The 22976-nt window shown below is 65.6% G+C and carries 26 protein-coding genes and 1 tRNA gene; 19 read left to right on the forward strand and 8 right to left on the reverse strand.

Features of this window, described 5'->3' with window-relative positions; all coding sequences use genetic code 11:
• From NDO75_RS26280 to NDO75_RS26295, 4 genes are all read left to right on the forward strand, one after another.
• The coding region (locus NDO75_RS26280) for an integrase core domain-containing protein (RefSeq protein ID WP_310906775.1) at window positions 1–119 on the forward strand (119 nt) is incomplete at its 5' end.
• 217 nt (window positions 120–336) lie between these two features.
• Window positions 337–861: a calcium-binding protein gene (locus tag NDO75_RS26285; RefSeq protein WP_310909500.1), complete on the forward strand. Its 525-nt coding sequence runs from the start codon at window positions 337–339 to the stop codon at window positions 859–861.
• Window positions 862–863: 2 nt separating this feature from the next.
• A complete protein-coding gene (locus NDO75_RS26290; RefSeq protein ID WP_310909501.1) occupies window positions 864–1190 on the forward strand; it encodes a hypothetical protein in 327 nt (108 codons plus the stop codon).
• Window positions 1191–1573: 383 nt separating this feature from the next.
• The gene (locus NDO75_RS26295) at window positions 1574–1927 is read left to right on the forward strand and encodes a hypothetical protein (RefSeq protein WP_310909502.1); all 354 of its coding nucleotides are present in this window, start codon (window positions 1574–1576) and stop codon (window positions 1925–1927) included.
• Between the two features lie 78 nt (window positions 1928–2005).
• Here the strand turns inward: NDO75_RS26295 and msrA are convergent, their stop codons facing one another.
• Window positions 2006–2536, reverse strand: coding sequence for a peptide-methionine (S)-S-oxide reductase MsrA (msrA, locus tag NDO75_RS26300; protein ID WP_310909503.1), 531 nt, complete (start codon window positions 2534–2536; stop codon window positions 2006–2008).
• Between the two features lie 120 nt (window positions 2537–2656).
• Between msrA and NDO75_RS26305 the strand changes: the two genes are divergently transcribed.
• Window positions 2657–3427 (forward strand): enoyl-CoA hydratase-related protein, encoded by a 771-nt coding sequence (locus NDO75_RS26305; RefSeq protein ID WP_310909504.1) that lies wholly within the window; start codon window positions 2657–2659, stop codon window positions 3425–3427.
• A gap of 2 nt (window positions 3428–3429) precedes the next feature.
• On the opposite strand, the gene NDO75_RS26310 is transcribed toward NDO75_RS26305, so the two are convergent.
• The gene (locus tag NDO75_RS26310; RefSeq protein ID WP_310909505.1) at window positions 3430–4095 is read right to left on the reverse strand and encodes a 2,5-diamino-6-(ribosylamino)-4(3H)-pyrimidinone 5'-phosphate reductase; all 666 of its coding nucleotides are present in this window, start codon (window positions 4093–4095) and stop codon (window positions 3430–3432) included.
• A 181-nt stretch (window positions 4096–4276) separates the two neighbouring features.
• Here NDO75_RS26310 and NDO75_RS26315 point away from each other — a divergent pair, with 181 nt between their 5' ends.
• The 5 genes from NDO75_RS26315 (at window position 4277) to NDO75_RS26335 (ending at window position 10321) form a co-directional block, all read left to right on the forward strand.
• The gene (locus tag NDO75_RS26315) at window positions 4277–4966 is read left to right on the forward strand and encodes a metallophosphoesterase family protein (protein ID WP_310909506.1); all 690 of its coding nucleotides are present in this window, start codon (window positions 4277–4279) and stop codon (window positions 4964–4966) included.
• A gap of 15 nt (window positions 4967–4981) precedes the next feature.
• Entirely contained in the window at window positions 4982–7273 is a 2292-nt protein-coding gene (ppk1, locus tag NDO75_RS26320; RefSeq protein ID WP_310909507.1) for a polyphosphate kinase 1, read from the forward strand.
• A gap of 334 nt (window positions 7274–7607) precedes the next feature.
• Window positions 7608–7835, forward strand: a complete 228-nt coding sequence (locus tag NDO75_RS26325) for a hypothetical protein (RefSeq protein WP_310909508.1) — start codon at window positions 7608–7610, stop codon at window positions 7833–7835.
• A gap of 240 nt (window positions 7836–8075) precedes the next feature.
• Entirely contained in the window at window positions 8076–9071 is a 996-nt protein-coding gene (locus NDO75_RS26330) for a PhoU domain-containing protein (RefSeq protein ID WP_310909509.1), read from the forward strand.
• Window positions 9072–9130: 59 nt separating this feature from the next.
• Complete coding sequence (locus NDO75_RS26335; RefSeq protein WP_310909510.1) at window positions 9131–10321, forward strand: PQQ-binding-like beta-propeller repeat protein; 1191 nt, start codon at window positions 9131–9133, stop codon at window positions 10319–10321.
• 39 nt (window positions 10322–10360) lie between these two features.
• Here the strand turns inward: NDO75_RS26335 and NDO75_RS26340 are convergent, their stop codons facing one another.
• The 3 genes from NDO75_RS26340 to NDO75_RS26350 form a co-directional block, all read right to left on the reverse strand.
• A complete protein-coding gene (locus NDO75_RS26340) occupies window positions 10361–10732 on the reverse strand; it encodes a 30S ribosomal protein S8e (RefSeq protein WP_310909511.1) in 372 nt (123 codons plus the stop codon).
• A gap of 184 nt (window positions 10733–10916) precedes the next feature.
• Complete coding sequence (locus tag NDO75_RS26345; protein ID WP_310909512.1) at window positions 10917–12422, reverse strand: PQQ-binding-like beta-propeller repeat protein; 1506 nt, start codon at window positions 12420–12422, stop codon at window positions 10917–10919.
• Between the two features lie 3 nt (window positions 12423–12425).
• Entirely contained in the window at window positions 12426–14681 is a 2256-nt protein-coding gene (locus NDO75_RS26350) for an NADP-dependent malic enzyme (protein ID WP_310909513.1), read from the reverse strand.
• A 149-nt stretch (window positions 14682–14830) separates the two neighbouring features.
• On the opposite strand from NDO75_RS26350, the gene NDO75_RS26355 reads away from it, so the two are divergent.
• Window positions 14831–15295, forward strand: a complete 465-nt coding sequence (locus tag NDO75_RS26355; protein WP_310909514.1) for a phosphopantetheine adenylyltransferase — start codon at window positions 14831–14833, stop codon at window positions 15293–15295.
• A 180-nt stretch (window positions 15296–15475) separates the two neighbouring features.
• On the opposite strand, the gene NDO75_RS26360 is transcribed toward NDO75_RS26355, so the two are convergent.
• Window positions 15476–15784, reverse strand: a complete 309-nt coding sequence (locus NDO75_RS26360; RefSeq protein ID WP_310909515.1) for a transcription initiation factor IIB family protein — start codon at window positions 15782–15784, stop codon at window positions 15476–15478.
• Between the two features lie 250 nt (window positions 15785–16034).
• Between NDO75_RS26360 and NDO75_RS26365 the strand changes: the two genes are divergently transcribed.
• From NDO75_RS26365 to NDO75_RS26380, 4 genes are all read left to right on the forward strand, one after another.
• Window positions 16035–16205, forward strand: a complete 171-nt coding sequence (locus NDO75_RS26365; protein ID WP_222918317.1) for a hypothetical protein — start codon at window positions 16035–16037, stop codon at window positions 16203–16205.
• An 85-nt stretch (window positions 16206–16290) separates the two neighbouring features.
• Window positions 16291–16375, forward strand: a tRNA-Leu gene (locus tag NDO75_RS26370).
• Window positions 16376–16743: 368 nt separating this feature from the next.
• Window positions 16744–17556, forward strand: coding sequence for a diadenylate cyclase DacZ (dacZ, locus tag NDO75_RS26375; RefSeq protein WP_310909516.1), 813 nt, complete (start codon window positions 16744–16746; stop codon window positions 17554–17556).
• Between the two features lies 1 nt (window position 17557).
• Window positions 17558–18325, forward strand: a complete 768-nt coding sequence (locus NDO75_RS26380; RefSeq protein ID WP_310909517.1) for a mechanosensitive ion channel domain-containing protein — start codon at window positions 17558–17560, stop codon at window positions 18323–18325.
• 27 nt (window positions 18326–18352) lie between these two features.
• Here the strand turns inward: NDO75_RS26380 and NDO75_RS26385 are convergent, their stop codons facing one another.
• Window positions 18353–19174 carry a nucleoside phosphorylase gene (locus NDO75_RS26385; RefSeq protein ID WP_310909518.1) on the reverse strand — a complete coding sequence of 274 codons (822 nt, stop codon included), beginning with the start codon at window positions 19172–19174 and terminating at the stop codon, window positions 18353–18355.
• A gap of 60 nt (window positions 19175–19234) precedes the next feature.
• Between NDO75_RS26385 and NDO75_RS26390 the strand changes: the two genes are divergently transcribed.
• The 4 genes from NDO75_RS26390 to NDO75_RS26405 all read left to right on the forward strand — a co-directional run bounded on the left by NDO75_RS26390 (window position 19235) and on the right by NDO75_RS26405 (window position 22532).
• A complete protein-coding gene (locus NDO75_RS26390) occupies window positions 19235–19669 on the forward strand; it encodes a DUF488 family protein (protein ID WP_310909519.1) in 435 nt (144 codons plus the stop codon).
• Between the two features lie 103 nt (window positions 19670–19772).
• Complete coding sequence (locus NDO75_RS26395) at window positions 19773–20690, forward strand: winged helix-turn-helix domain-containing protein (RefSeq protein ID WP_310909520.1); 918 nt, start codon at window positions 19773–19775, stop codon at window positions 20688–20690.
• A gap of 81 nt (window positions 20691–20771) precedes the next feature.
• A complete protein-coding gene (locus tag NDO75_RS26400) occupies window positions 20772–21314 on the forward strand; it encodes a DUF3267 domain-containing protein (RefSeq protein ID WP_310909521.1) in 543 nt (180 codons plus the stop codon).
• A gap of 135 nt (window positions 21315–21449) precedes the next feature.
• A complete protein-coding gene (locus tag NDO75_RS26405) occupies window positions 21450–22532 on the forward strand; it encodes a M23 family metallopeptidase (RefSeq protein ID WP_310909522.1) in 1083 nt (360 codons plus the stop codon).
• 32 nt (window positions 22533–22564) lie between these two features.
• Here NDO75_RS26405 and cdd read toward each other — a convergent pair whose 3' ends face one another.
• Window positions 22565–22951 (reverse strand): cytidine deaminase, encoded by a 387-nt coding sequence (gene cdd / locus NDO75_RS26410; protein WP_310909523.1) that lies wholly within the window; start codon window positions 22949–22951, stop codon window positions 22565–22567.
• Window positions 22952–22976 lie beyond the last annotated feature (25 nt).

Below are 22976 nucleotides of genomic sequence, written 5' to 3' on the forward strand. Positions count from 1 at the left end.
CATGGGTGGGCAGTCGAGCGAGCGCCAGAGAATGGATTGAACAATTCGTACACTACTATAACACGCAGCGACCACACCAATCATTCAACGGACAGACACCAGCGGAGGTTCTAAACTAGACAGTACCGTGCAAATCGACTCTTTTGAACGCGGAACTATCAGTAACCGGGCTTGACTCGAGGTCGCAAATAGAGCGTTCTGAACCGCTCTCGAAGCCACCGGTCGGAGAGACTCCTCGTCTGATTAAATTAATTGATACGGAAGGAAACAGTCGGCGGCGTTTATTCGATAACTCGGCCAACGTCTCGACGTCCCTGACGGGGCATGAGAGATAAGATGAGCGAACAAGAAACGACAGGCGACTCGAGGCGGTCGTTCATGGCGAAGGGCGCCCTCGCGACGGGCGCACTGACGCTCGGAACGGGCGCCTTCGGGACGGCCACGGTCGGTGCACAGGAAGACCAAGTAGCGGTATTCGCGAGCGAACTCTACCCGGGTGCGGATTTCGACGTTCTCGCCCAACTTCAGGCGAGCACGACAGTCGATGTGCTACAGTTGGACGGGGAAACGGTGCCAGAGATCTCCCAGCCCGACGAGTGGAACGGACACATCATCCGATACGACATCGGTCAGCAATCGGGTATCACGTCCTTCCTGTTCGCGCGCGGTACGAGCTTGAGCGCCGGTGACAGCGGAACGCTCGGTGATGATGCGTCGGTGCTGAGCGCCGATCTGAACCTCATGAACACGTCGCTGGGCGGTGGCGGCGGCGGTGGCGGCGGTGACGGTGGCGGCGATATGAACGGTGGAAACGAGACCGACGGCGGGAACGAGACGGCCGCCGGAAACGGAGGTGAATAACGATGGTACAAGATGACGATGGACAAGTGCTAGTGTTCACGTACAACTACGAAGCCGGGGAGAGTTTCGACGTCGTCTCGCAACTCGAGACGGGCACGACGGTGAGCATTCTCCAGACCGCAGACGGGGAGACCGTTCCTGAGATTTCGCAACCGGACGAGTACACCGGTCACGTGGTCCGGTACTCGACCGACGACGGGCCCCAGGCACCGTCTATCCTCCTGTTCACCCGCGATCAGAGCTACAGTAGCGGTGACTCCGCATCGCTCGGGGAAGACGCACAGATGTTCAGCAGCCAGCTGAACCTCATCTCCACGTCGATAGAGTAGCGTCGCGTACCTATTTTTATCGTGCTCGCGGCCGATGGCTTCGACCGCCGTCGCCGACGGCTCGAACGTCGCGTCAGTGCTGCTCGTGGGCGGACCGTGTAGACGAACGGAATAGCGACCGTCGAGGGAGGTGCCGATGAAAGCGAACGCCGGCATATTACCGATACATGACACACGAAAAACCGAGCGGACAGGGCGAACCGGACGGTCCAGCGGCCGATATCGATTCTTCGAACGCGGTGACGTACCGGCATCCGAGGCCCACCGGTGGGGCCGGTGGCGCTTCGCGAGAATCACGCCGGGCGATGGACACTACCGCCGGCACACGCCCGTCCGACGGTTCTACTTCAAAGGGAGGGAACGAACCCGAACTGGAGCAGCCCGTGCTCGTACCCATACACGAGTACCGGCCGGGGCTGACCGTTCGAGTCGTCGACCGGCTTCCGGCACCGATCACCGTCCAGCTCCTGCGGCTGCCCAACGGCACAACGGTTCCCGAGTTGACGCAACCCGACGAGTACGCGGGCTACGTCGCCCGCACCGAACCCGGGGCGGATCGCGTCCGTTCGACGATGATCGTGTTTACGCGCGGCTCGCTCGAGACCGACGCCTGCTACACGTTCGAAGCCGACGTACAAGTGTTCAACACGCAGTTGCACCTCTTCGAGACGGCGGTCAGTCGCATCGCGTCGGCTGGCGACGCGTGCAACGTTCCGCAGACTCCGGAACAAAGGTAGGCGTCGTGAAACTGCGCCCGGTCGCTCGGACGCCGTTCGAACGAGACGAGGGGCGCTCGCGTTTCTTCGTCCTCGAGGCTACTGCGTGGCGACGCTCTCACCGAACTTCTCGCGGACCTTCTCGACTTTCGGGGCCGCGTGCATCGTACAGTAGGCGTCGTTGGGGTTCTTCTCGAAGTAGTTCTGGTGGTACTCCTCGGCCTCGTAGAACGTCTCGAGCGGCTCGATTTCGGTGACGATCCCGTCGTACAGCCCCTCCGCCTCGAGTTCCGCGGCGAACGCCTCGGCGGTCTCGAGTTGCTCGTCGCTGTGGGCGTAGATCGCCGACCGGTACTGCGAGCCCACGTCGGGGCCCTCGCGGTCTTTCGTGGTGGGGTCGTGGATGGTAAAGAAGACCTCGAGCAGGTCTTCGTAGGCGATTTCGTCGGGGTCGTACTCGATCTGGACGACCTCGGCGTGGCCGGTCTTGCCCGAACAGACCGCCCGATAGCTGGGGTCTTCGGTGTGGCCGCCGGCGTAGCCAGAGGTCACCGATTCGACGCCCTCGAGTTCCTCGAAGGCCGCCTCGACGCACCAGAAACAGCCGCCGCCGAACGTTGCGCGTTCCATAGCCGCCGATAGGACGCGTACGAGCAAAGGTGTGACGGGTAGGTATCGGCGGGTGGCCGCCGATCGATCCCGACTTCCGGGGTCCGAATCCCTTTCACCGTGGCCGCAGAACGCCGGCACATGTCCTGGGACACAGTCCGACTCGAGTGGGACGACGACGTGGCGACGCTGACGATCGACCGCCCCGACGCGCTCAACGCGTTGAACGTCGAGACGCTCGAGGCGATGGGCGAAGCGCTCGAGGAAGCCGCAGAAGACGACGCACGGGCGCTCGTCGTGACCGGTGCCGGCGACGCGTTCATCGCCGGTGCGGACATCAAGTACATGCAGGACCTCTCGCCGGAAGCGGCCCAGGAGTGGGGCGAACTCGGCCACGACGTGGCCGACGCCCTCGAGGCGTTCCCCGCGCCGACGATCGCGGCGGTCAACGGCTACGCGTTCGGCGGCGGCTGCGAGATGGCGCTGGCCTGCGATCTGCGGGTCGCGAGCGAGTCGGCGCTGATCGGCAACACCGAGATCGATCTCGGCATCATCCCCGGCTGGGGAGCCACCCAGCGACTGCCGCGGCTGGTCGGCGACGAGACCGCCCGCCGGATGATTTTCCTCGGCGAACGGCTCGATGCCGAGTCGGCCGCGGAGGCGGGTCTGTTCGGCGAAGTCGTCTCCGACGAGGAGCTCGACGAGGTCGCCGCCGAACTGGCCGACCGGATCGCCGCGAAGCCGGCCTTCGCCGTGCGGACGGCGAAACAGGCGATCAATCAGGGGCTCGAGGGCTCGCAGACGAGCGGACTCGACTACGAGAAACGCGCCTTCGCGAGCCTCTTCGGCACGCCCGATCAGCGCGAGGGGATGGCAGCGTTCGTCGAGGACCGGGAGCCGGAGTTCGAATAGCGCTACCGGTCGACGACGCGCCAGGTCAGGAGGACGCCGTCGTCGAGCCGGTCTATGTCCTCGAGTTCGAGCGACGGAAACTCCGCGACGAACCCCTCGCCGTCGGCGAGCGTCGGCGCGTCGCGGCCGCCGATGATTTTCGGGCCCACGAACAGCCGGAGTTCGTCTACTAACCCCGCTTCGAACAGCGAGAAGATCAGTTCGCCGCCGCCCTCGACCATGATCCGCTCGAGGCCCGCCTCCTGTAGCGCCGCGAACGCCGGTAGAAGGTCGACCCGCTCGTCGCCCGCCGTGATCAGTTCGGCGCGATCGGCGAGGTCCGCACGGCGATCGACGGACGCGGCCTCGCTCAGACAGAGGTACGTCGTCGCCGCGTCGTCGAGGACCGCGGCGTCGGTCGGCGTGCGGCCGCTCGAGTCGACGACGACCCGCGCGGGATTTTCCGGCCGGCCGTTCTCGCGGCGCCGGGCGCGCAGCGTTTGATCTTTGACTGTCAGGTGCGGATCGTCGGCGAGGACGGTGCCAACGCCGACGACGATGGCGTCGCTATCGGCCCGGAGCCGGTCGACTCGCGCGAAGTCCGCCTCGCCGCTGATGGCGATCTGCTCGCGCCGGCGGGAGGAGAGTTTGCCGTCCGCGCTCGTGGCGGCGTTGACGACGACGTGCATACCGTTGCTGGGTCACCAGCCCTAAAGAAATCCGGTGTCTCGGTGCGTGTCGCCACCCGCGTGGTGAGCGTCATCCGGATCGGACACGTATTTGCGCGGGCTATACCGTTCTATATATCATCCAATACCGAACATATAAACGACTTATCCACTCGTTTCGGTGTCTTCGGACGTATATCGCGTGACGACCGACAACACCACGTCCGACGACACGGTACCGTTCGACCATCGGCACATCGCCCTCGAGAATCGGGACGACGTTTACGTCGTCGGCGACGTCCACGGCTGCCCCGACGCGCTCGAGGCGCTGCTGGACCGACTCGATCTCGGTGGGAACGATCTCGCCGTGTTCGTCGGCGATCTGGTGCGAAAAGGACCTGACAGCAAGGCCGTGCTCGACCGCATCAGGCGGTCGCCGCGTCTGATCTCGGTTCGCGGGAACAACGAACGGAAGCTGATCGACGGCGAGACCTCGCTGCCGACGCTCGACTCGGTGGACCTGCAGTACCTGGAGTCGCTGCCGACCGCGATCTCGTGGGACGGCGGGCTCGTCGTCCACGGCGGGATCGATCCGAGCCGGCCGCTGCCGAATCACGACGCCGACGACGTGCTCACGATGCGGTCGCCGAACGGGGACGGCTACGACGGTCCGTTCTGGTTCGAGACCTACGAAGGGCCGCCACGGGTCTTTTTCGGTCACACCGTGCTCGCCGAACCGGTCGATCGTGAGTGGGCGGTCGGCCTCGATACCGGCTGTGTGTACGGCGGCGACCTCACGGCCTACGACGTCCGCCGGGAACGGTTCCTGAGCGTTCCGGGAGCGACTCACGAGGACCGGTCGTCGGAAAAGATCGTCACGCTCGAGCGCTGAATCGGGAGATTCTGTATGCACGAACGAGACTCGACAGCGACCGACGAGGAGACGGCGGAATCGGACGACGGAGAAGACGAGACGGCCGACGAGGAGACGACGTTCGCGTTCCAGTCCGAGTCCGGCGACGAGACGAACCCCGAGTCGAACGCTGCGACCGGCGCGGTTGCGGACCCCGAGACGGTCGATCTGCCGGTCGTCGCCGCGGACGACTCGAGCCCGGAACCGGACGAAATCGACCTGTCGGATCCGTCGTACTATTTGAACCGAGAGCTCAGCGGACTCGCCTTTCAGCGCCGCGTCCTCCACGAAGTGGTAGACGAGGAGAACCCCCTCCTGGAGCGAGTGAAGTTCCTCGCGATCGTGACGACGAATTTAGACGAGTTCTTTCGCAAGCGCGTCGGCGGGCTGAAACAGGGGATGGCGGCCGGCGTCACCGAGAGGACGCCGGACGGCCGCACGCCGCGCGAACAGTGGGAGGAAGTCCTCGAGGAGGCCCGTCCCCTGTTCGAGCGTCAGGCCGAGTGCTATCGCGAGGAGATCGAACCGGCGCTTTCCGACGCAGGGATCGATATCGTCGATTACGACGATCTCACGGACCTCGAGCGCGGTACGCTCCGCGAGTACTTCGAGAGCTCCGTGTTGCCGACGCTGACCCCGTTGACGTTCGATCCGGCCCACCCGTTCCCGTTCATCTCGAACCAGAGCCTCTCGCTCGCCGTCCTCACCCGGGAACGGCCGGGTGCGGAGCTGACCTTCTCGCGGGTGAAGATTCCGCGCAACCAGCTCCGGTTCGTCCAACTCGGCGACGACACGCGGTACGTCCTCCTCGAGGACGTCGTCCGGGCGAATCTCGACCTGCTCTTTCCGGACGTCGAGGTGGTCGATACCGCCCTGTTCCGGGTGACGCGCAACGCCGAGGTCCGGCGCAACGAGGAGGTCGCCGAGGACCTGATCGAGATGATCGAGGAGGTCATCGAGGAGCGCCGGTTCGCGACCGCCGTCCGCCTCGAGATCGAACCCGACGCCCCCGAGAAGATCCTCGAGATTCTCGCGCGCGAACTCGACCTCGACGACCGGGAGGTGTTCCACCTCGACGGACCGCTCGATTACCGCGACTTCGCCGATCTCACCGATCTCGACCGGCCCGAACTGAAGCTCCCGGAGTGGTCGCCACAGCCCCACCCGCGACTGGGTCGGCGCGACGCGGACGGTCGGAACGTGTTCGACGTCGTCAGCGAGAGCGACGTGCTCGTCCACCACCCGTATCACTCCTTCGACGGGACCGTCCAGCGCTTCCTCGACGCGGCGGCGAACGATCCCGACGTGCTCGCGATCAAGGCGGCGATCTACCGGACCGCCAGCGACTCGCAGGTCATCGAGAGCCTGCTCGAGGCCGCCCGAAACGGGAAGCAGGTCGCCGTCATGCTCGAACTCAAGGCGCGCTTCGACGAGGAGAACAACCTCGAGTGGGCGAAGAAACTCGAGGAAGAGGGGATCCACGTCGCCTACGGGACGATCGGCTACAAGACCCATACGAAGACCTCGCTGGTCGTCCGCGAGGAGGACGACGGGGTACAGCTCTACTCGCACGTGGGAACCGGCAACTACCACTCCGAGACCGCCAAGCGGTACGAGGATCTCGGCCTGTTGACCGCCGACTGCGACGTCGGTCAGGACCTCGTCAGGCTGTTCAACTACTTCACGGGCCACTCGATGTACCGCGATTATCGAAAGCTGCTCATCGCGCCGGGGAACATGCGCGATCGGTTCGTCGATCTCGTCCGCGCGGAAGCAGAACGTGCGCGAAACGACGAGGAGGCCCGCATCGTCGCCAAGATGAACCGGCTCGAGGACCCCGAGATCGTCCGCGAACTCTACGAGGCGTCGATAGCCGGCGTCGACATCGATCTCGTCGTCCGGGACATCTGCCGACTTCGACCCGGCCTCGAGGGCGTCAGCGAGACGATCGACGTCTACAGCGTCGTCGGCCGCTTCCTCGAGCACTCGCGGATCTTCTACTTCCGTGCGGGCGGCGAGGACCGTTACTACATCGGCTCGGCCGACTGGATGACCCGCAACCTCGACAATCGGGTCGAAGCGATCACGCCGATCGAAGAACCGCGACTCCAGCGGCGCCTCGAGGGCATCCTCGAGACGCTGCTCGACGACGATCGAAACAGGTGGGTGATGCGGTCGGACGGCACGTACGACCGGTGTCGGGCGGAGAGTGGCTCGTCGACCGACGTTCACGAGACGCTGATGCGAGCCGCGCTGAGCGACGTGCGAAGCGACCTCTGGGAGTGAGTCGATGGTCACGCGTCGTCTCGGGCACTCGATTTTCGGCCGCCGGCCTGCGGTTCGGTTCGTCACCCGGATTCGGCATACGAGCGTCGGCTCGAGACGACCAGCGTCGATATGTGACTTTCGACGATATATCGACGGCGGACCTACCGGCAAAACGAAACGTTTCGATCGGCGTCTCGAACGATACCCGCTGCCTTCTCCGAGACGGCCGGTGTCTCCGACCGGCGACGCGGTCGTACGGAGGACCTAGCAGCAGTATGGATCGCTCAATATCACAATTAGCAGTGGCTTTGTACGTGTCATCGGTGGGTCTACGTACGCGACCCCGAAACCCATGACCGGATCCACCGGCGGTTACGACGACCGATCGACCCGACAGCGACTGGCCGCAGCCACACAGTACTCGAGCGACGATTTCGACCTCGAGTCGGTCGTGGTTGCGTACGAGAGCAGACCCGACCGATGTACGGTCGTCCCCCGAGAGTGTTCAGAAGCGGAACGCGTGACCACCTGGCTGTCGGCGGACGTCGGCGCGTTCGTCGATCTCGGAGACGTCCGATAGCCGGGCGCGTTCGGTTCGAACGGCCGGTGGTCGCCGGTCGATCGCCAGCGACATCGTGACGATCCAATATCGGCACCAAGAACTATATATAGATACGTTCGGCAACGATTATCGATGGAGAAATACAGACGGATGGATAATAGAAATGCCCAATATCCCGGCATTTGAGGCCCAAAACGAGCCATCAGTATTTCTCTATAGACTAGTGGATTTATATTGTTTCAGTTGAAATCGGGGCGTATGGAGACGCGAAAAGTCCAGGTGACGGGCGGGTCGACGTTCACGGTCTCGCTCCCGAAGACGTGGGCGACCGAAAACGATGTCAGCAGCGGGACGACGGTCGAATTCTATCCCGAAGGGGACGAGCTCCTGTTGACACCCGAACGCGAAACGCGGCGCCAGGAGGGGACCCTCGATGTCTCGGGACTCGCAGACGAGCAACTGAAACGGGCCGTGATGACGATGTACGTCAGTGGCTTCGACATCATCCGCCTCGAGGCCGGCCGCATCACGACCGAACAGCGAAGCGCCATCCGCGACGCGACGCAGCGGCTCGTCGGCGTCGAAGTCCTCGAGGAGACCAGCGACAGCGTGGTCATTCAGGACCTGCTCGACTCCTCGGAGCTATCGATCATCAACGCCGTCACACGCATGCGCTTGATCGCCCAATCGATGCTCGAGGACGCGGTGACGGCGCTGATCGAAAACGACGACGACATCGCCCACGACGTGATCGAGCGCGACGACGACGTCGACCGCCTCTGGCTCGTCGTCTCGCGGATCTTCCGCGCGACGCTTCGCTCGCCGCGGGCCGTCGAGGAACTCGGCGTCTCCCGCGAGGACTGCTTCGACTACCACTCCAGCGCCCGCCAGCTCGAGCGGATCGCCGACCACGCCGTCAAGATCAGCGGCATCGCGCTCAAACTCGACGAGCTCTCCGCCGATGTCGCCGACGCCCTCCACGGCCTGCACGCCGAAGCCGCGACCGTCTTCGAGGAGTCGATGGACGCGCTGTTCGCCGACGACGCCGACGAGGCCAATCGGCTCGGCCACGACGCACTCACGGCCGTCCTCGAGATCGACGAGCACACGCGGAAGATCGACGACATGCTCCGCGATCTCGAGCCGGCACAGGCCCAGTCGCTGGGGCTGATCGTCGATTCGCTGTCCCGGAGCGCCGACTACGGCGGCAACATCGCCGAGACGGCGCTACAGAAGGCCGCACCGCGTCCCTGATCGCCGTCTCGCACTCGACCGTTCAGGCGAATTAAGTGCTTCCGCTCCAGACGATCGCTGTGACTAGCCATCGGACGGACAGGCGGACCGTACTCGCGCTCGTAGGGGGAAGCGTAACGATATCGGCCGCCGGCTGCACGTCGCAAACCGGACCCGACGATCCGCTCGCCGAAAGCGGCTCCGACGGTGACGGATCCGACACCGGCGGGAACGGGGGGAGCGCGACCGAGTGGCCGACGGTACAGTACGACGCCGCGAACACGGGTGCCGTCGACGCCGGCGGCGGCCCCCGCGACTCCGCGACGCTGCTCGGCACTCACACCGTCCGGGACCGGATCGGTGCCGAACCGGCGATCGCCGACGGCGTCGCGTACGTCGGCAGCTGGGACGGCACCCTCTATGCGCTCTCGCTCGCGGACGGGAGCCTCGAGTGGTCCGTCGACACCGGCGGCGGAATCTCGACGCCGCCGGCCGTCGTCGACGGAACGGTCTTCGTCGGAAACGGGGCCGGTTCGCTGCAAGCGATCGACGCGGCCAGCGGCGAACGCTCGTGGACTGTCGACCTTCCCGCGCCGGCTCGAGCGGGTCCCGCTATCGCCGATGGGACGCTCTACGTCGGCTGTGGCGACGACAGGCTGTACGCCAGATCGCCGACCGACGGCTCCGAACTGTGGTCGTTCCGCACGGCGGGGCCGGTCGCGGGGGGACCGACGGTCGCCGACGACACAGTCTACGTTCAGAGTCACGACGACTACGTCTACGCGATCGACATCGCCGACCGTTCAGAGCGCTGGAAGTTCCGGGTCGAGAACGGCGGCGGGCCGAACGCGCCGACGGTGGTCGACGGCACGGTCTACGTCGGGGACAACAACGGCAGGCTCTACGCGCTCGAGGCGAGGAGCGGGGATGAACGGTGGACCGCGACGGCGACCGGAACTGTCCGAACGCCCGCCGTCGTCGACGACACCGTCTACACGCGCGGCAGCCTGATTCGAGCCTTCGACGCGGCGACCGGCGAGCGCCGCTGGCAAGCGGACGTCGGCCGCATCGGCGGTTCGCCGACCGTCGCGGACGGCGTCCTCTACGTCGGCACCTGGGACGCAGTCGTCTACGCGCTCGACATCGCGGACGGCTCGACCCGCTGGACCCGGGACGCCGAGTACGAGATATCGAGATCGGTCGCAGTAGCTGACGGCGCGCTCGTCTACGGCGACGATTACGGCAATATCGCCGCGCTCACGGAGAAATAACTCACGGCGAACGAGTTCGAGACTGCGATCGAAACGGCGTTACTCGACGAGAACGGCGTTGACCTGACCGGTCTGCCCGGGACGGGACGTGACGCGGGCCTGTCCTTCCGAGGTCTCGATGACGGCACCCTTCGTGATGATGTTCCGCCGGACGTAGTTCGGGTTGGCGTCGTTCTCGACGACGTCTTCGATCTCCGCGGAGACCGTCTCGCCGCCCTTGTTGACGCTCGCGACGTTCGTCGAGAGCGCGCGGGTCTTGGTCCCGTTGCCCCGAACGTCGACGGTTCGGAATCGCGGCTCGCCGACCTCCGTCTCCGTCGGCAGCCGGCCGAGTTCGTCCTTGCGGCGCTTTCGAACGTTCTTCAGTCGGCCACCGGTTCGCTTGCGCGTAGAGCGTCCCTGATCTTGCATACCCGATCACACTGGCGGCGCATACTTGAATGCACTCTTTCCGAGCGACGCGTTCTACGCCCTCGGGCAGCCACACGCCCCGTTCGAGCCTCGGCTCGAGGACTCGAGCGAACCGTCGCCTGCGTTCGATTGCGGAACGACGCCGAGACCCGGACCCGCGTCGCTCAGGGGCCGACTCCGGCGCTCATTCGCGCGGCACTAGACAGTAGGCGTGACCGGGTTCCTCGAACACCGTCTCCTCGTCATCGTCGTAATAGTTCGAGAAGACGCCGCGCTCGGCGTAGTAGATGCGGCCGTCCCGCGGAATCGCGCCGCCCGTGACGTGACCGCGGTTCTCGATCCGCCAGCGCCGGTCGCCGGTCTCCCTGTTGAGGGCGTAGAGGTGGCTGTCGTAGGAGCCGACGAGGATCGACTCGGCAGTCGCTGTGATCGAGCCCAGGACTCGGCCGCCGACGTCAGTCGCCCAGCGTTCGTCGCCGGTTTCGGCGTCGAGCGCGCGGACGTAGTGGTCGTCGCCGCCCATGTAGACGATGCCCCGCCCGGGATCGATCGCCGGATTCGACATGACGACCCTGCCCGTGTCGATCGACCACTCCTCGCTGCCGTCCGCGAGGTCGAGCCGGTAGAACCGGCCGTCCCACGAGCCGACGAACGCCGCGCCGTCGTAGACCGGGATCGTCCCCTTGATCTGCGCGCCGAGGCGAAAGCGGCCGCCCGCCATCGGCTCGCCGTCGGGACCGCCCTCGCCGCCTGCCTGAAACGACCACGCGAACTCGAGCGAGGGGAACTCCCAGCAGTAGACGACGCCGTCGTTCGAGCCGGTGACGAGCCGGCCGGCCTCGCAGTCGATGGCGGGCGAGGGGTGGGGCATCCCCCAGAGGCGGTCGTCGCTCCAGGTCGGGTTCCCGGTGGCGGCGTCGACCTCCCACAGCGCGCCGCTGGCGGGGTTCTTGTGCTCGGTGAGGACGTACAGCGAGCCGTCGACGTACGCGGGACTCGAGCCGATCGCGATGGCGTCGCCGAAGTCGCGGGTCCGGGTGTGCCAGACGACGTTGCCGGTCGGAATATCGACGGCGTAGAGTTCGCCGTCGTAGCCGCCGATGTAGGCGGTATCGCCGACGATCGCCGGCGTTCCGTGGAAGCCGAGACTTCGGCCGGCACCGGTCTCGAGCCGCCACCTGTGCTCGCCGGGCGGGGTTACGGCGTGGATCGTCCCGGTATCGCCAGCGATGAGAACCGTCTCACCGTCGGGCGTCGGACGCGGCGTCGACTTGGCTGCAGTATGGCCGATACGGTTGACCGGGAACGACCACGCTTTGCGAACGGTGTCGGGGACGGTCTCGTCGGGGTAGTAGCCGTACCGACGGAGTCCGCGCCGGAACATCGAGACGTCGCCGTCCGCCGGCAGCGGGACGTAGCCGTCCGCATCTTCGGCGGCGGTCGCGACGGCCCCGCAGTCCGGCGGGGCCCGGTACTGGCGCGCGGTGCAGCCGGCGAGCCCGACGGCTCCGGCAGTCCCCGCAGTGCTGAGAAGCGTCCGTCTGGTGAATCGAGCGTCGCCGGCTCCGGAGCGGTCCCGCTCGGATTCGGATTCAGAGCTGCCCCGATCGGCTGTCGCGTCGTCGGCGTTCCGATCCGATCTCGCGTCCCGGTCGGGGGAACCGTCTCGAGGGGCGGCGCGCTCGCTCACGCGTTACTCCTGCTGGGCGTCGACGACGGCGACGCCGGCCAGATTAACGATGTCCTTGACTTCGTCGCCGCGCTGGAGGACGTGGACCGGCTTGTCCATCCCGACCAGCATCGGACCGATGGCGTCGGCCCCACCGAGGCGCTGGAGGAGTTTGTAGCCGATGTTGCCCGACTCGAGGTTGGGGAAGACGAGCACGTTCGCGGGCTCCTCGAGTTCCGAGAAGCCGTAGGTTCCCTCGAGGATGTCCTCGACGACAGCGGTGTCGGCCTGCATCTCGCCGTCGACGGTGAAGTCGACCTCGGGGTCGTCCTGCAGCATGGCGGCCGCCTTGCGTGGCTTGCGGGTGCCTTCGTTATCGACGCTGCCGAAGTTCGAGTACGAGAGCAGGGCCGCGCGGGGTTCGACGTTGAACCGCCGGGCGAGTTTGCCGGTCTGTTTGGTGACTTCCGCGAGGACGTCCTCGTCGGGTGCCTGGTTGACCGTCGCGTCGGCGACGAAGATGACGCGGTTCTTGAACGTCAGCATGTAGACGCCCGCCGCGTAGTCGACGTCCTCGTCAGTGCCGACGACCTGCAGGGGCGGTCGCAGCGCGGAGGGATAGTGGTGTGAGAGCCCGGTCAGGAGCGCGTCAGCGTCGCCCTGTTCGACCATCACGCTGCCGAAGTAGTTCGTATCGCGCTCGATGAGTTCGCCGGCTTCGCTGCGCGTGATCCCCTTGCGGGCGCGGAGTTCGTGGAGCCGGTCGGCGTACTCCTCGTAGTCGCCGACCGAGGGGTCGGCGACGGTCGGGTCGAAATCGAGGCCGAGGTTCGCCGAGGTCTGCTTGATCTCGTCTTCGTCGCCGATCAGGATCGGCAGGGCGATCCCCTGTTCCTGGATCTGGTAGGCCGCGCGGATCATCTTCTCGTTTTCGCCCTCCGCGAGCGCGACCGTCTTGGGGTCGCTCTTGGCCTTGTTGAGGACGACGCGCATCATCTCGCGAGATTTGCCCAGCCGGGCCTCGAGTTCCTCCTCGTACTCCTCTAAGTCGATCTCCGTGCGCGCGGCACCGGACTCCATCGCGGCCTCGGCGATCGAGGGCGCGACGCGGAAGAGGACGCGGGGGTCGACGGGCTTGGGGATGATGTAGTCGGGGCCGTACTGGATCGGCTCGTCGCCGTAGGCCTTGACGACCGCGTCGGGCACGTCCTGGCGGGCGAGCTCGGCTAGCGCCTCGGCGCAGGCCACTTTCATCTTCTCGTTGATTTCGGTGGCGCGGACGTCGAGCGCGCCGCGGAAGATGAAGGGGAAGCCGAGGACGTTGTTGACCTGGTTCGGGTAGTCCGAACGCCCGGTCGCCATGATGACGGTGTCGTCGCGGGCCGCCTTGGCCTCCTCGTAGTCGATTTCGGGGTCGGGGTTGGCCATCGCGAAGACGATCGGGTTGGCGGCCATAGACTGCACCATCTCCTGAGAGACGATCCCGCCGATCGAGAGGCCGACGAAGACGTCAGCGCCCTCCATCGCGTCCGCGAGGCCGCCCTCGGGCACGTCGCGGGCGAACTGCTGTTTGTACTCGTTGACGTCGCCCTCCTCGGCGCGTTTCTCGGTGATGATCCCCGAGGAGTCACACATCGTGATGTTCTCCTTCTTGCAGCCCAGCGAGACGTAGAACCGCGCGGTCGCGATGGCGCTCGCCCCGGCTCCCGAGAAGGCGATCTCGAGCTCCTCGAGACTCTTGCCGGCGATATCGGCGGCGTTCAACAGCGCCGCACCGGAGATGATGGCGGTGCCGTGCTGGTCGTCGTGGAAGACCGGGATGTCGATCTCCTCGCGCAGGCGCTCTTCGACGGTGAAACACTCCGGCGCTTTGATGTCCTCGAGGTTGACCCCGCCGAAGGTGGGCTCCATCATCTTGATCGCCTCGACGAGTTTGTCGGGGTCTGCCTCGTCGAGTTCGATGTCGAAGACGTCGATGTCGGCGAAGCGCTTGAACAGGACGCCTTTCCCCTCCATGACGGGTTTCGAGGCCTGTGCGCCGATGTCGCCGAGTCCGAGGACGGCCGAGCCGTTCGAGACGACACCCACGAGGTTGCCTTTCGCGGTGTAGGTGTAGGCGTCGGTCTCGTCCTCGTCGATCTCGAGACACGGCGCGGCGACGCCCGGCGAGTACGCGAGCGAGAGATCCCGCTGCGTGTTCGTCGGTTTCGTCGTCGATATCTCGATCTTTCCCGGCGGATCCGTCCGGTGGTACTCCAGTGCGTCCTCGTCTAATCCCATATCGGGGACACTGCGGGCGACTACTAAAAACAATGCGAAGGGGAGTTTCGACGATCGTCGATAGATCGCTCGAATAGCGTACAGCCCCCTGTGGTGAGAAAACATGTGGATTCGACCGTTTTATACGCACCGCGCATGTGACGTGGGGTATGGACGTCGCGCTTGGTGGGACCTTCGACCCCGTTCATGACGGCCACAGACGGCTGTTCGAACGGGCGTTCGAACTCGGAGATGTGACCGTCGGCTTGACCAGCGACGAACTCGCGCCGAAAACGCGTGCCGTCGAACGGCGCGTGCGATCGTTCGACGAACGAAAGGCGGACCTCGAGGACGAACTCGCATCGATCGCGGCCGACTACGACCGCGAGTTCGAGGTTCGAAAACTGACGAAACCGACGGGGATCGCTACCGAACCGAAGTTCGACTACCTCGTCGTCTCGCCGGAGACCCGCGAAGGCGGGAAACGGATCAACGAGATCCGTCGCGAAAACGGTCACGATCCGCTCGAGGTCGTCGTCGTCCCCCACGTTCTGGCCGAGGACGACGACATCATCTCGAGTACCCGTATCGTCAACGGAGAAATAGATGAACACGGGAATATCGTCGACGGGTGACCGAAGCCAAGCGAGGAGTCCGCCCGGCTGGCTGCCCGCCGCGCGATGAGTATTATTAACCAAGAGTCGTTGCGAGCGGAAATTTGCAGCGGTTCGGACGAGTCGTTTTCATCACATAGCACCCGCTTACAAGATATAAGCACGGTACTGACCCGTGAAACGGTCGGCTGTACGAGATAGTTACCAGCGCGGCGGCTCGAGTCCGGCCGACTCGAGGAGGTCCTTCCAGCGGGATTGAATCGACAGTCGAGAGACATCTGCGGCGTCGGCGACGGCCCCTTGCGTGCGGCCGTCACCGGCGACGAGCGAGCCGGCATAGAGGCTCGCGGCCAGCACCGCTTGCTTCGAACGATCGGACGCAGGAACGTCAGCGAGGAAGAGATCGGTCGCACACGACTGTGCTTCTGCCGACAGCTCCAGCTGGTCGGCGATAGCTTCGAGTTCCTCGAGCCACGGTTCGTATTCGATGCGATCCCGGGCGCTGTGCATACGTCTCGGTATCGGATCGGATGGCATAAACGTACGGTCGTGACACCGGGCGGAACGGTCTGTGGAGCACGGATGACCGTGCGCACTTCGACGCTTACCAATGGAGTACTACGGCAGGCAACGTTTCGATACGAACGAATCGGCAATACGGCCGTTCTCGGTCGATTTCACTAGGAGACAACTACTAAACGTGCCGTCGTCCGAAGAAACACGCGATGTCGTCGTTCGATGCCGGTTCGTCCCCCTCGCTATGAAAGAGCCAACCTGCAAACTCGTCTGTACCGGCTGCGGGCTCGAGATGCCGTATCGGGAGCGGTCGCTGGCCGAACAGGCCGCGGAACTGCACCAGCTTCGAGATCCGGAGCACGTGACGTTCATCGTTCCACCGGACTGGTCGCCCGAGGAGCCGGTGAAACACTGAGCCGGCCGCTCGAGCATCGATCGCGCAGGGCGGTACCGATCCGGACCGACAGCTACTTACTCGATTCGTGAAAACTCGAGGGTGCGCGCGGGTAGCCAAGCTAGGCCAACGGCGCAGCGCTTAGGACGCTGTCCCGTAGGGGTCCGCCGGTTCGAATCCGGTCCCGCGCATTGCTGTCGCGAACAATCCGTGAGCGACAGCAATCGTCGACCGATTCGAACGAGAGAAGACGCGCGCAGCGAAGCGAGCACGTCTTCACGTTGTCCGAATCCGGTCTCCGCGACGAAACCAAATCTCGAGCGACCCGAGAGGCAAACACCGCCTCGGACGACTCGCTCGAGATCCGCGTCCCCGTCGTCGGTAATTACGTGACACGCCAGTGGTGGCGTCCGCTCGTCCGGGCGGTCAGCGTGCCCGACTGGGTGCCGGGACGGACCACATCGATCGATAGCGGTGCGTCTCGCCGTATGAACCGGACGAAAGACGCGCGTCAGACGCTCCAAAACGCTTATTCACGCGGGACGGACTTGTATGAGCAATGGCCGGGTTAGACGACGTGTTCGGGGATCTCTTTGCGAGCGTCGATGCCGTCGTACTCTTCTCACCAAGCGGCTCGTACTACGAACAGTTCTCTGCCATCGACGACGTCGACGTGGTCGTCGTCGGGACCGAAAACGCGGTGGGCGCGGAGACGTTCGTCGAACTCCCGCTGGCGTTCGAGGAGATCACTGAACGGATTCGCTTCGGCCTCGAGGGGGCCTTAGAACAGGGCTTGATCGACGACGGCGACGAGCTCGCCTGTGCGACGAGCGTCTTCAGCGACGGCATCGACACGGTCTCCCGGGTCCGCGCCGATGCGGAGGCCCACACCGGGATCTACGACCTGTTCGTCAAGTCCCGAGCCGATCCGGAGGTCATCAAAGCAGTTCTCGAGCTGGCGATCGAGCTGGGACAGAAAGGACAGAAGGGGAAGCCGGTGGGCGCGCTGTTCGTCGTCGGCGACGCGGGGAAGGTAATGAACAAGTCGCGGCCGCTGTCGTACAACCCCTTCGAGAAGTCCCACGTCCACGTCGGCGATCCGATCGTGAACGTCATGTTGAAGGAGTTCTCGCGGCTCGACGGCGCGTTCGTCATCTCGGACGCCGGCAAGATCGTCTCGGCGTATCGCTACCTCGAGCCGTCGGCTGAAGGGGTCGATATTCCGAAGGGGCTGGGTGCTCGGCACATGGCCGGCGGTGCGATCACGCGGGACACCAACGCGATCTCGATCGTGCTCTCGGAGAGCGACGGGCTCGTCCGAGCGTTCAAGGGCGGTGAAATCATTCTGGAGGTCGATCCGGAGGCGTACTGATATGGTAGAGTGGCAGCCGTTCCTCAACGAGCCGGCAGTCATCGCGGCGGCGGTGCTGGCGCTGGGCCTCGTCGTCGGCTATCTCGTCGGCCGGCTCAACGAGGAACTGCTGGCCGCTTCGGGGGTGCCCGAAGCCGTCGAGGGGACGCCGTTCGAGCGAACAGCCCAGTCGATCGGCACCTCGACGGTCGAGATCGTCGCGCGACTGAGCTCGTGGTTCATCTACGGGATCGCCGTCCTCACGGCGATCCACATCGCTCAGCTGCTGGACACGGACGCCTTCTGGCTGCGCGTCACGGAGTTCATCCCGCAGCTGTTCATCGCCGTGCTCGTACTCATCATCGGCTTCATCGTCGCTGACAAGTCGGAGTTGATCGTCAGCGAGTACCTGCGGGGCGTCAAGCTCCCCGAAGTGTCGGTCATCCCGAAGCTGGTCAAGTACTCCGTCCTGTACGTCACCTTCATCATCGCGCTCGGCCAGGTCGGCGTCCACGTGCTGGCGCTGCTCATCCTGCTGACGGTGTACGCCGTCGGCGTCGTCATCGTCGGCACCGTCGCGTTCAAGGACTTCCTCGTCTCGAGCGCCGCCGGCATCTACCTGCTTCTCAACCAGCCCTACGGGATCGGCGACGAGATCCGGATCGGCGAGCAGACGGGCATCGTTCAGGAGGTCGACCTGTTCGTGACCAAGATCGAGGACGACTCCGAGGAGTACATCGTCCCCAACCGGAAGGTCTTCGAGGACGGGATCGTTCGGATGCGGGACTGACGCGGACGAGTCGACCACCAACGCGGCTTACTCGAGCGAGAGCCCGGCGTGCCAGCGGTCGACGCCGGCCTCGCGTTTGACGGCGTCCATCTTCGCGAGGAGGTGGGTCGCGAGCGTCGCGGTCTCGGCGGCTCTCGACTCGCCTTCGGTCCGGAATTCGCCGGTCTCGCGGTTGGCGTAGACGGTACAGACCGCGCCGGCGCGGATCCCGTAGAGGTTCGCGAGCGTCAAAACGGCGCTGGCCTCCATCTCGATGTTCTTCACGTTCGCCGCTTTGAGTTCGTCGACCAACTCGTCCGCACCCGCGGCCTCGAAGCCGTCGAAGCCGGGCCGGCCCTGGCCGGCGTAGAACGAGTCCGAGCTCATCGTGATCCCCGTGTGGTAGTCGTAGCCGAGCCGTTCGGCCGCCGCGACGAGCGCGGAGACGACCTCGCCGTCCGCCGCGGCCGGGTAGTCCTCGCGGACGTACTCGTCGCTGGTTCCCTCCTGGCGGACCGCGCCGGTCGTGATTACCAGATCCCCGACAGCCATCTCGGGCTGGATCGCCCCGCAAGAGCCGACCCGAACGAACGTGTCGACCCCAACGCGAGCCAGTTCCTCGACCGCGATCGCCGCGGAGGGGCTGCCGATGCCCGTCGAGGTGACCGAGATCGGCGTCCCCTCGTACGCGCCCGTCGCCGTCCGGTACTCGCGGTGGTGGCCCCGGATCTCGTGATCGTCCCAGAACGCGACGATCTTCTCGAGCCGTTCGGGATTCCCCGGCAGGAGTACGGTGTCGGCCACGTCGTCGGGACCGACCTCGAGGTGGTACTGTACGTCGGCGTTGGGGTCTTCGCTGTCGCGGGCCATCGATTGCCGGCGGTTCGATCCGTCACCGTATATAAATGCGGGACGGCCGTAAGGGAACGTATGGCACGGGGGACGCTCACGGACACCTACGTCGCCGCGATCCAGCACGATCTGGCGGAGCTGCCGGCGGACGCGACGCGCGTCGGCGTCGTCCGCCAGCCGACGTCGTGGTTCCACGCCGCCGTCGACGAAAACCGGCCCGCGCTCGGTCCACCTCACGAACTCCTCGAGTCGGTCCGCGACGCCGCCGAGGAGATGAAAATGCAGGGGCTTTGCGAGGAGGGCGCACACAACGCCGCCTGGGATCAGGTCGGATTCGGCGAGGCGTATCGGAACCATCTCGAGACCGACGACGACGCGCGGGCGGCCGTCGCCGCGCTCGAGGATCGACTGGCCGCGGGCGAGTCGCTGGCGCTGGTCTGCTACGAGAACACCGAGAAGAAGCGGTGTCATCGAACGATACTGCGGGAGGCACTCGAGCGCGGCGAGCCGTGAGTCGGGCCGGCTCTCGCGGCGACCGGAGACGAACGTCGGGATCCCGCGTACCCATGTGGGTCGAGCGTAGACGTGTAAACGACAGCCAAACGGGGACGAAACCGTGACCGAACCGAGGCGAGACGACGCAGGCGAGGGCGAGGAGACGAGCGACGACGAGGAGTCACGCGAGCGACGAGCGCCGGCCGACGCGTTCGCGGCGCTCAGCGATCCGCTCCGGGTGTCGATCCTGCGGGAGCTGAGCGTCCACCACCGGACCAGCGACGAAGCGGCGATCGGATTCGCCGACCTGCGCCGACGCGTCGGCGTCCGAGACTCGGGGCGTTTTCGCTACCATCTCAACGAACTCCGTGACGGATTCGTCGAAAAAGGCGACGGGGGCTATCGGCTCACTCACGCCGGCGTGCAGGTGGTTGCGGCGATCCTCGCGGGGACCTACACGGCGGCCGTCTCGATGGGGCCGACCGAACTCGAGAGCGACTGTCCGGTCTGCGGACGGCCGGCGGTCGCGACGTGCGAGGACGGCCGCTGTCGCGTCACCTGCGAGAACGACCACGCGCTCTTCCAGTGGAGCGTCCCGCCCAATGCGACCGCCGACGCGACGCTCCCGGCGGTCGTCGATCTCGCGGAACTGCTGGCGTTTCAGGCCATCGAGCAGTCGCTGGCCGGCGTCTGTCCGCAGTGTTACGACCCGATCGAGACGGAGATCGTCGTCGACGGGGCGCCGCATCCGATCTTTCGCGCCGTCTGTGACACCTGCGGCGCGCAGATCGTCGGTCCGGCGAGCTTCTGCCTGCTCGTCGATCCCGACGTGACCGCGTTCTGTCGCCGTCACGGACTCACGCTCCGTGAGGATCACGTCTGGGAGTTGCCCTTCGTCCGCGACGATGAAGCCGTCACCGTCGTCGACGAGGAGCCGCTCCGTCTCGCGTTCGATATCCCGCTCGAGGGCGAGTCGATGTCGGTCACCGTCGACGCCCGCGGGCACGTCACCGCGGTCGAGACGGCCGGCGACGAGTGACAGACGACCCGCGGCGACCGCTACCGGACCGCCACCGACACCCGGGACTCAAGTCCCGCCCACGCGTAGTTCTCGAGTGAGATGTACGTCGATCCCGATCCGGAGTGCGACGAGGAGGGATGGGGAACGGTGCGGTCTGCGGTCGTGCCAGCGGTGGCCATCGTCGCGTTCGGCGGGAGCTACGTCTCGACGTACGGCCTCGATCGGTACCTGACCTACACGGAACTACTCGGCCCACACGGCGCCGTCCTTCAATTCGCGCTGCTGGCGGGAATAGTCGTCCTCCACGAGGGAATCCACGCCGCGGCCTACGCGATCGCCGGCGGCCTCTCCCGGGACGAAATCGAGGTCGATGTCGAATTCGATCTCGAGGGCGGAGTCGACCCGATCCGCCACTCGGTCCACCCGGCGCGGCCGATCCGTCGCTGGGTTTACTACGTCGGCGTCGCCGCGCCGGGAGTCGTGCTCGGCGTCGTTCCCAGCGCGGTCGCCGTCGCGACCGGCAACCCGCTCGCGATGTTCGTCGGCGTCGTCGGTCTCGTCCTGCTCTCGACGGACGTCGGCGCGCTCGTCACCGCTTGGCGGAATCCCGAGTCGATCGCCGCCTCGGACCCGGCGTACTGACACCTCCTCGTCCACACCGTCGACTCCGTGTCCGCCGTCGAACGACGGCTCGAGTCCGCTGGAATCCGTCAGATCCCAAATAGAAATCTCGTTCGCCAAGCGTTCAAACGATCTCGTGCCGTGTTCGTACCTACGATGACCAACACGAACGCGAACGCGTCGACCAGCCGACCGGCACACGAACCGACCCCAGACGAACCGCACACCGGCGACGGAGCGGGAGGGGACGGTAGGCCGCCGGACCGACCATCGGTCGACCGCTCGAGCGGCCTGCGCTCACGGCTCCCGAACCCGACGAACCTCGCGCTGCTGTTTTTCCTCGGAATCCCCGGGACGCTGATTCCGTCGCTGGAGCGGCTCGAGGTCTTCTACCTGTTCGGGTTGTTCGCGCTCTGGCCGATGGCGAAAGGCATCGTGCCGTCTCCGAGCGACGACGCCGAGCCGACCGACTGGATCGAGATGGGGACGCCGTCGGGGCTGCGGCCGCTCGTCTCGATGGCCGTCCTCCAGTTGAATCCGTTCATCCAGTGGCAGGGGGTGAAACAGCTCGCCGGTCACGTTCCAGTCCTACTCAGATACCGACTCCGACTGCCCGACCCGGAGCGGTTCGACCAGCAGGTGGACTATCGGCTGCCGGTTCGGGGCAAGTGGACCGTCGTCAACGGCGGACCGAGCCGGGAGTCCTCCCACTCCTGGGGAATACTCGCCCAGCGGTACGCCTACGATCTGGTCGTGACCGACGACTGTGGCCGGAGCTACGAGGGCGGCGGCGAGCGCCCCGGGGACTACCACTGCTTCGACGAACCCGTCGTCGCACCCGCCGACGGCGTGGTGGTCGCAGCCAGCGACGGGCATCGAGACTACCACCGGGCCGGCGGCTGGCTGGACCCGCGCCAGCGCGACATCCGCGGGAACTACGTCACGATCGAGCACGCAACCGGCGAGTACAGCGTGCTCGCACACCTACAGAAGGGGAGCCTCGAGGTCGCCGAGGGAGACCGCGTCGAGCGCGGCGAGCAGGTCGCCCGCTGTGGTAACTCCGGGAATTCGACGGAGCCACATCTCCACTTTCAGCTACAGGACCATCCCTCGTTTTTCCGCGCGATGGGGCTCCCGATCCACTTCTCGAATCCGCGTGTGGGCGCTCCCGACGGCGAAGCGACGACCCACGAACGGGCGTACGTCTCGGCAGGGCAGCGGATCGCTTCGACCGAGTGAGCGGACCGCAACGCCGCTGTCGGTAGCCGTCGCTACTCGAGCGTGTCCTGGCTGATCGTGTTCGGTAACAGTTCGCCGAGGGCGTACTCGGTCACCTCGTCGCCCTCGTCACAGAGGACGGCGAGGTCGTCGTCGCAGAATTCCGTCAGCGTCTGTCGGCACATCCCGCAGGGAGTGACGCCGTCGCGGCGGTCGGAGCTGACCGCGATCCGCGCGAAGTCGCGATGGCCTTCCTTGACCGCCTCTGCGACCGCGACCTCCTCGGCGTGGAGGCTGTTGCTGTAATTGGCGTTCTCGAGGTTGCAGCCGACGAAGACCTCGCCGTCTGCCGTCTCGAGGGCGGCACCGACCCGGTACTCGGAGTAGGGGACGTGCGCGCGTTCCTGTACGTCGCGAGCGGCCTCGATCAGGTCGTCCATGGGGTGCGGTTCGACCAGCGGCTAC

Origin of the sequence: Natrinema sp. 1APR25-10V2 (genome assembly GCF_031626495.1) — an archaeon.
GTDB lineage: Archaea > Halobacteriota > Halobacteria > Halobacteriales > Natrialbaceae > Natrinema.

Coding starts and splice junctions, on each gene's coding strand:
- NDO75_RS26285 (WP_310909500.1), top strand. CDS start 337: ATGAGCGAACAAGAAACGACAGGCGACTCGAGGCGGTCGTTCATGGCG.
- NDO75_RS26290 (WP_310909501.1), top strand. CDS start 864: ATGGTACAAGATGACGATGGACAAGTGCTAGTGTTCACGTACAACTAC.
- msrA (WP_310909503.1), bottom strand. CDS start 2,536: ATGGAACGCGCAACGTTCGGCGGCGGCTGTTTCTGGTGCGTCGAGGCG.
- NDO75_RS26305 (WP_310909504.1), top strand. CDS start 2,657: ATGTCCTGGGACACAGTCCGACTCGAGTGGGACGACGACGTGGCGACG.
- NDO75_RS26310 (WP_310909505.1), bottom strand. CDS start 4,095: ATGCACGTCGTCGTCAACGCCGCCACGAGCGCGGACGGCAAACTCTCC.
- ppk1 (WP_310909507.1), top strand. CDS start 4,982: ATGCACGAACGAGACTCGACAGCGACCGACGAGGAGACGGCGGAATCG.
- NDO75_RS26325 (WP_310909508.1), top strand. CDS start 7,608: ATGACCGGATCCACCGGCGGTTACGACGACCGATCGACCCGACAGCGA.
- NDO75_RS26330 (WP_310909509.1), top strand. CDS start 8,076: ATGGAGACGCGAAAAGTCCAGGTGACGGGCGGGTCGACGTTCACGGTC.
- NDO75_RS26340 (WP_310909511.1), bottom strand. CDS start 10,732: ATGCAAGATCAGGGACGCTCTACGCGCAAGCGAACCGGTGGCCGACTG.
- NDO75_RS26350 (WP_310909513.1), bottom strand. CDS start 14,681: ATGGGATTAGACGAGGACGCACTGGAGTACCACCGGACGGATCCGCCG.
- NDO75_RS26355 (WP_310909514.1), top strand. CDS start 14,831: ATGGACGTCGCGCTTGGTGGGACCTTCGACCCCGTTCATGACGGCCAC.
- NDO75_RS26360 (WP_310909515.1), bottom strand. CDS start 15,784: ATGCACAGCGCCCGGGATCGCATCGAATACGAACCGTGGCTCGAGGAA.
- NDO75_RS26365 (WP_222918317.1), top strand. CDS start 16,035: ATGAAAGAGCCAACCTGCAAACTCGTCTGTACCGGCTGCGGGCTCGAG.
- dacZ (WP_310909516.1), top strand. CDS start 16,744: ATGGCCGGGTTAGACGACGTGTTCGGGGATCTCTTTGCGAGCGTCGAT.
- NDO75_RS26380 (WP_310909517.1), top strand. CDS start 17,558: ATGGTAGAGTGGCAGCCGTTCCTCAACGAGCCGGCAGTCATCGCGGCG.
- NDO75_RS26385 (WP_310909518.1), bottom strand. CDS start 19,174: ATGGCCCGCGACAGCGAAGACCCCAACGCCGACGTACAGTACCACCTC.
- NDO75_RS26390 (WP_310909519.1), top strand. CDS start 19,235: ATGGCACGGGGGACGCTCACGGACACCTACGTCGCCGCGATCCAGCAC.
- NDO75_RS26400 (WP_310909521.1), top strand. CDS start 20,772: ATGTACGTCGATCCCGATCCGGAGTGCGACGAGGAGGGATGGGGAACG.
- NDO75_RS26405 (WP_310909522.1), top strand. CDS start 21,450: ATGACCAACACGAACGCGAACGCGTCGACCAGCCGACCGGCACACGAA.
- cdd (WP_310909523.1), bottom strand. CDS start 22,951: ATGGACGACCTGATCGAGGCCGCTCGCGACGTACAGGAACGCGCGCAC.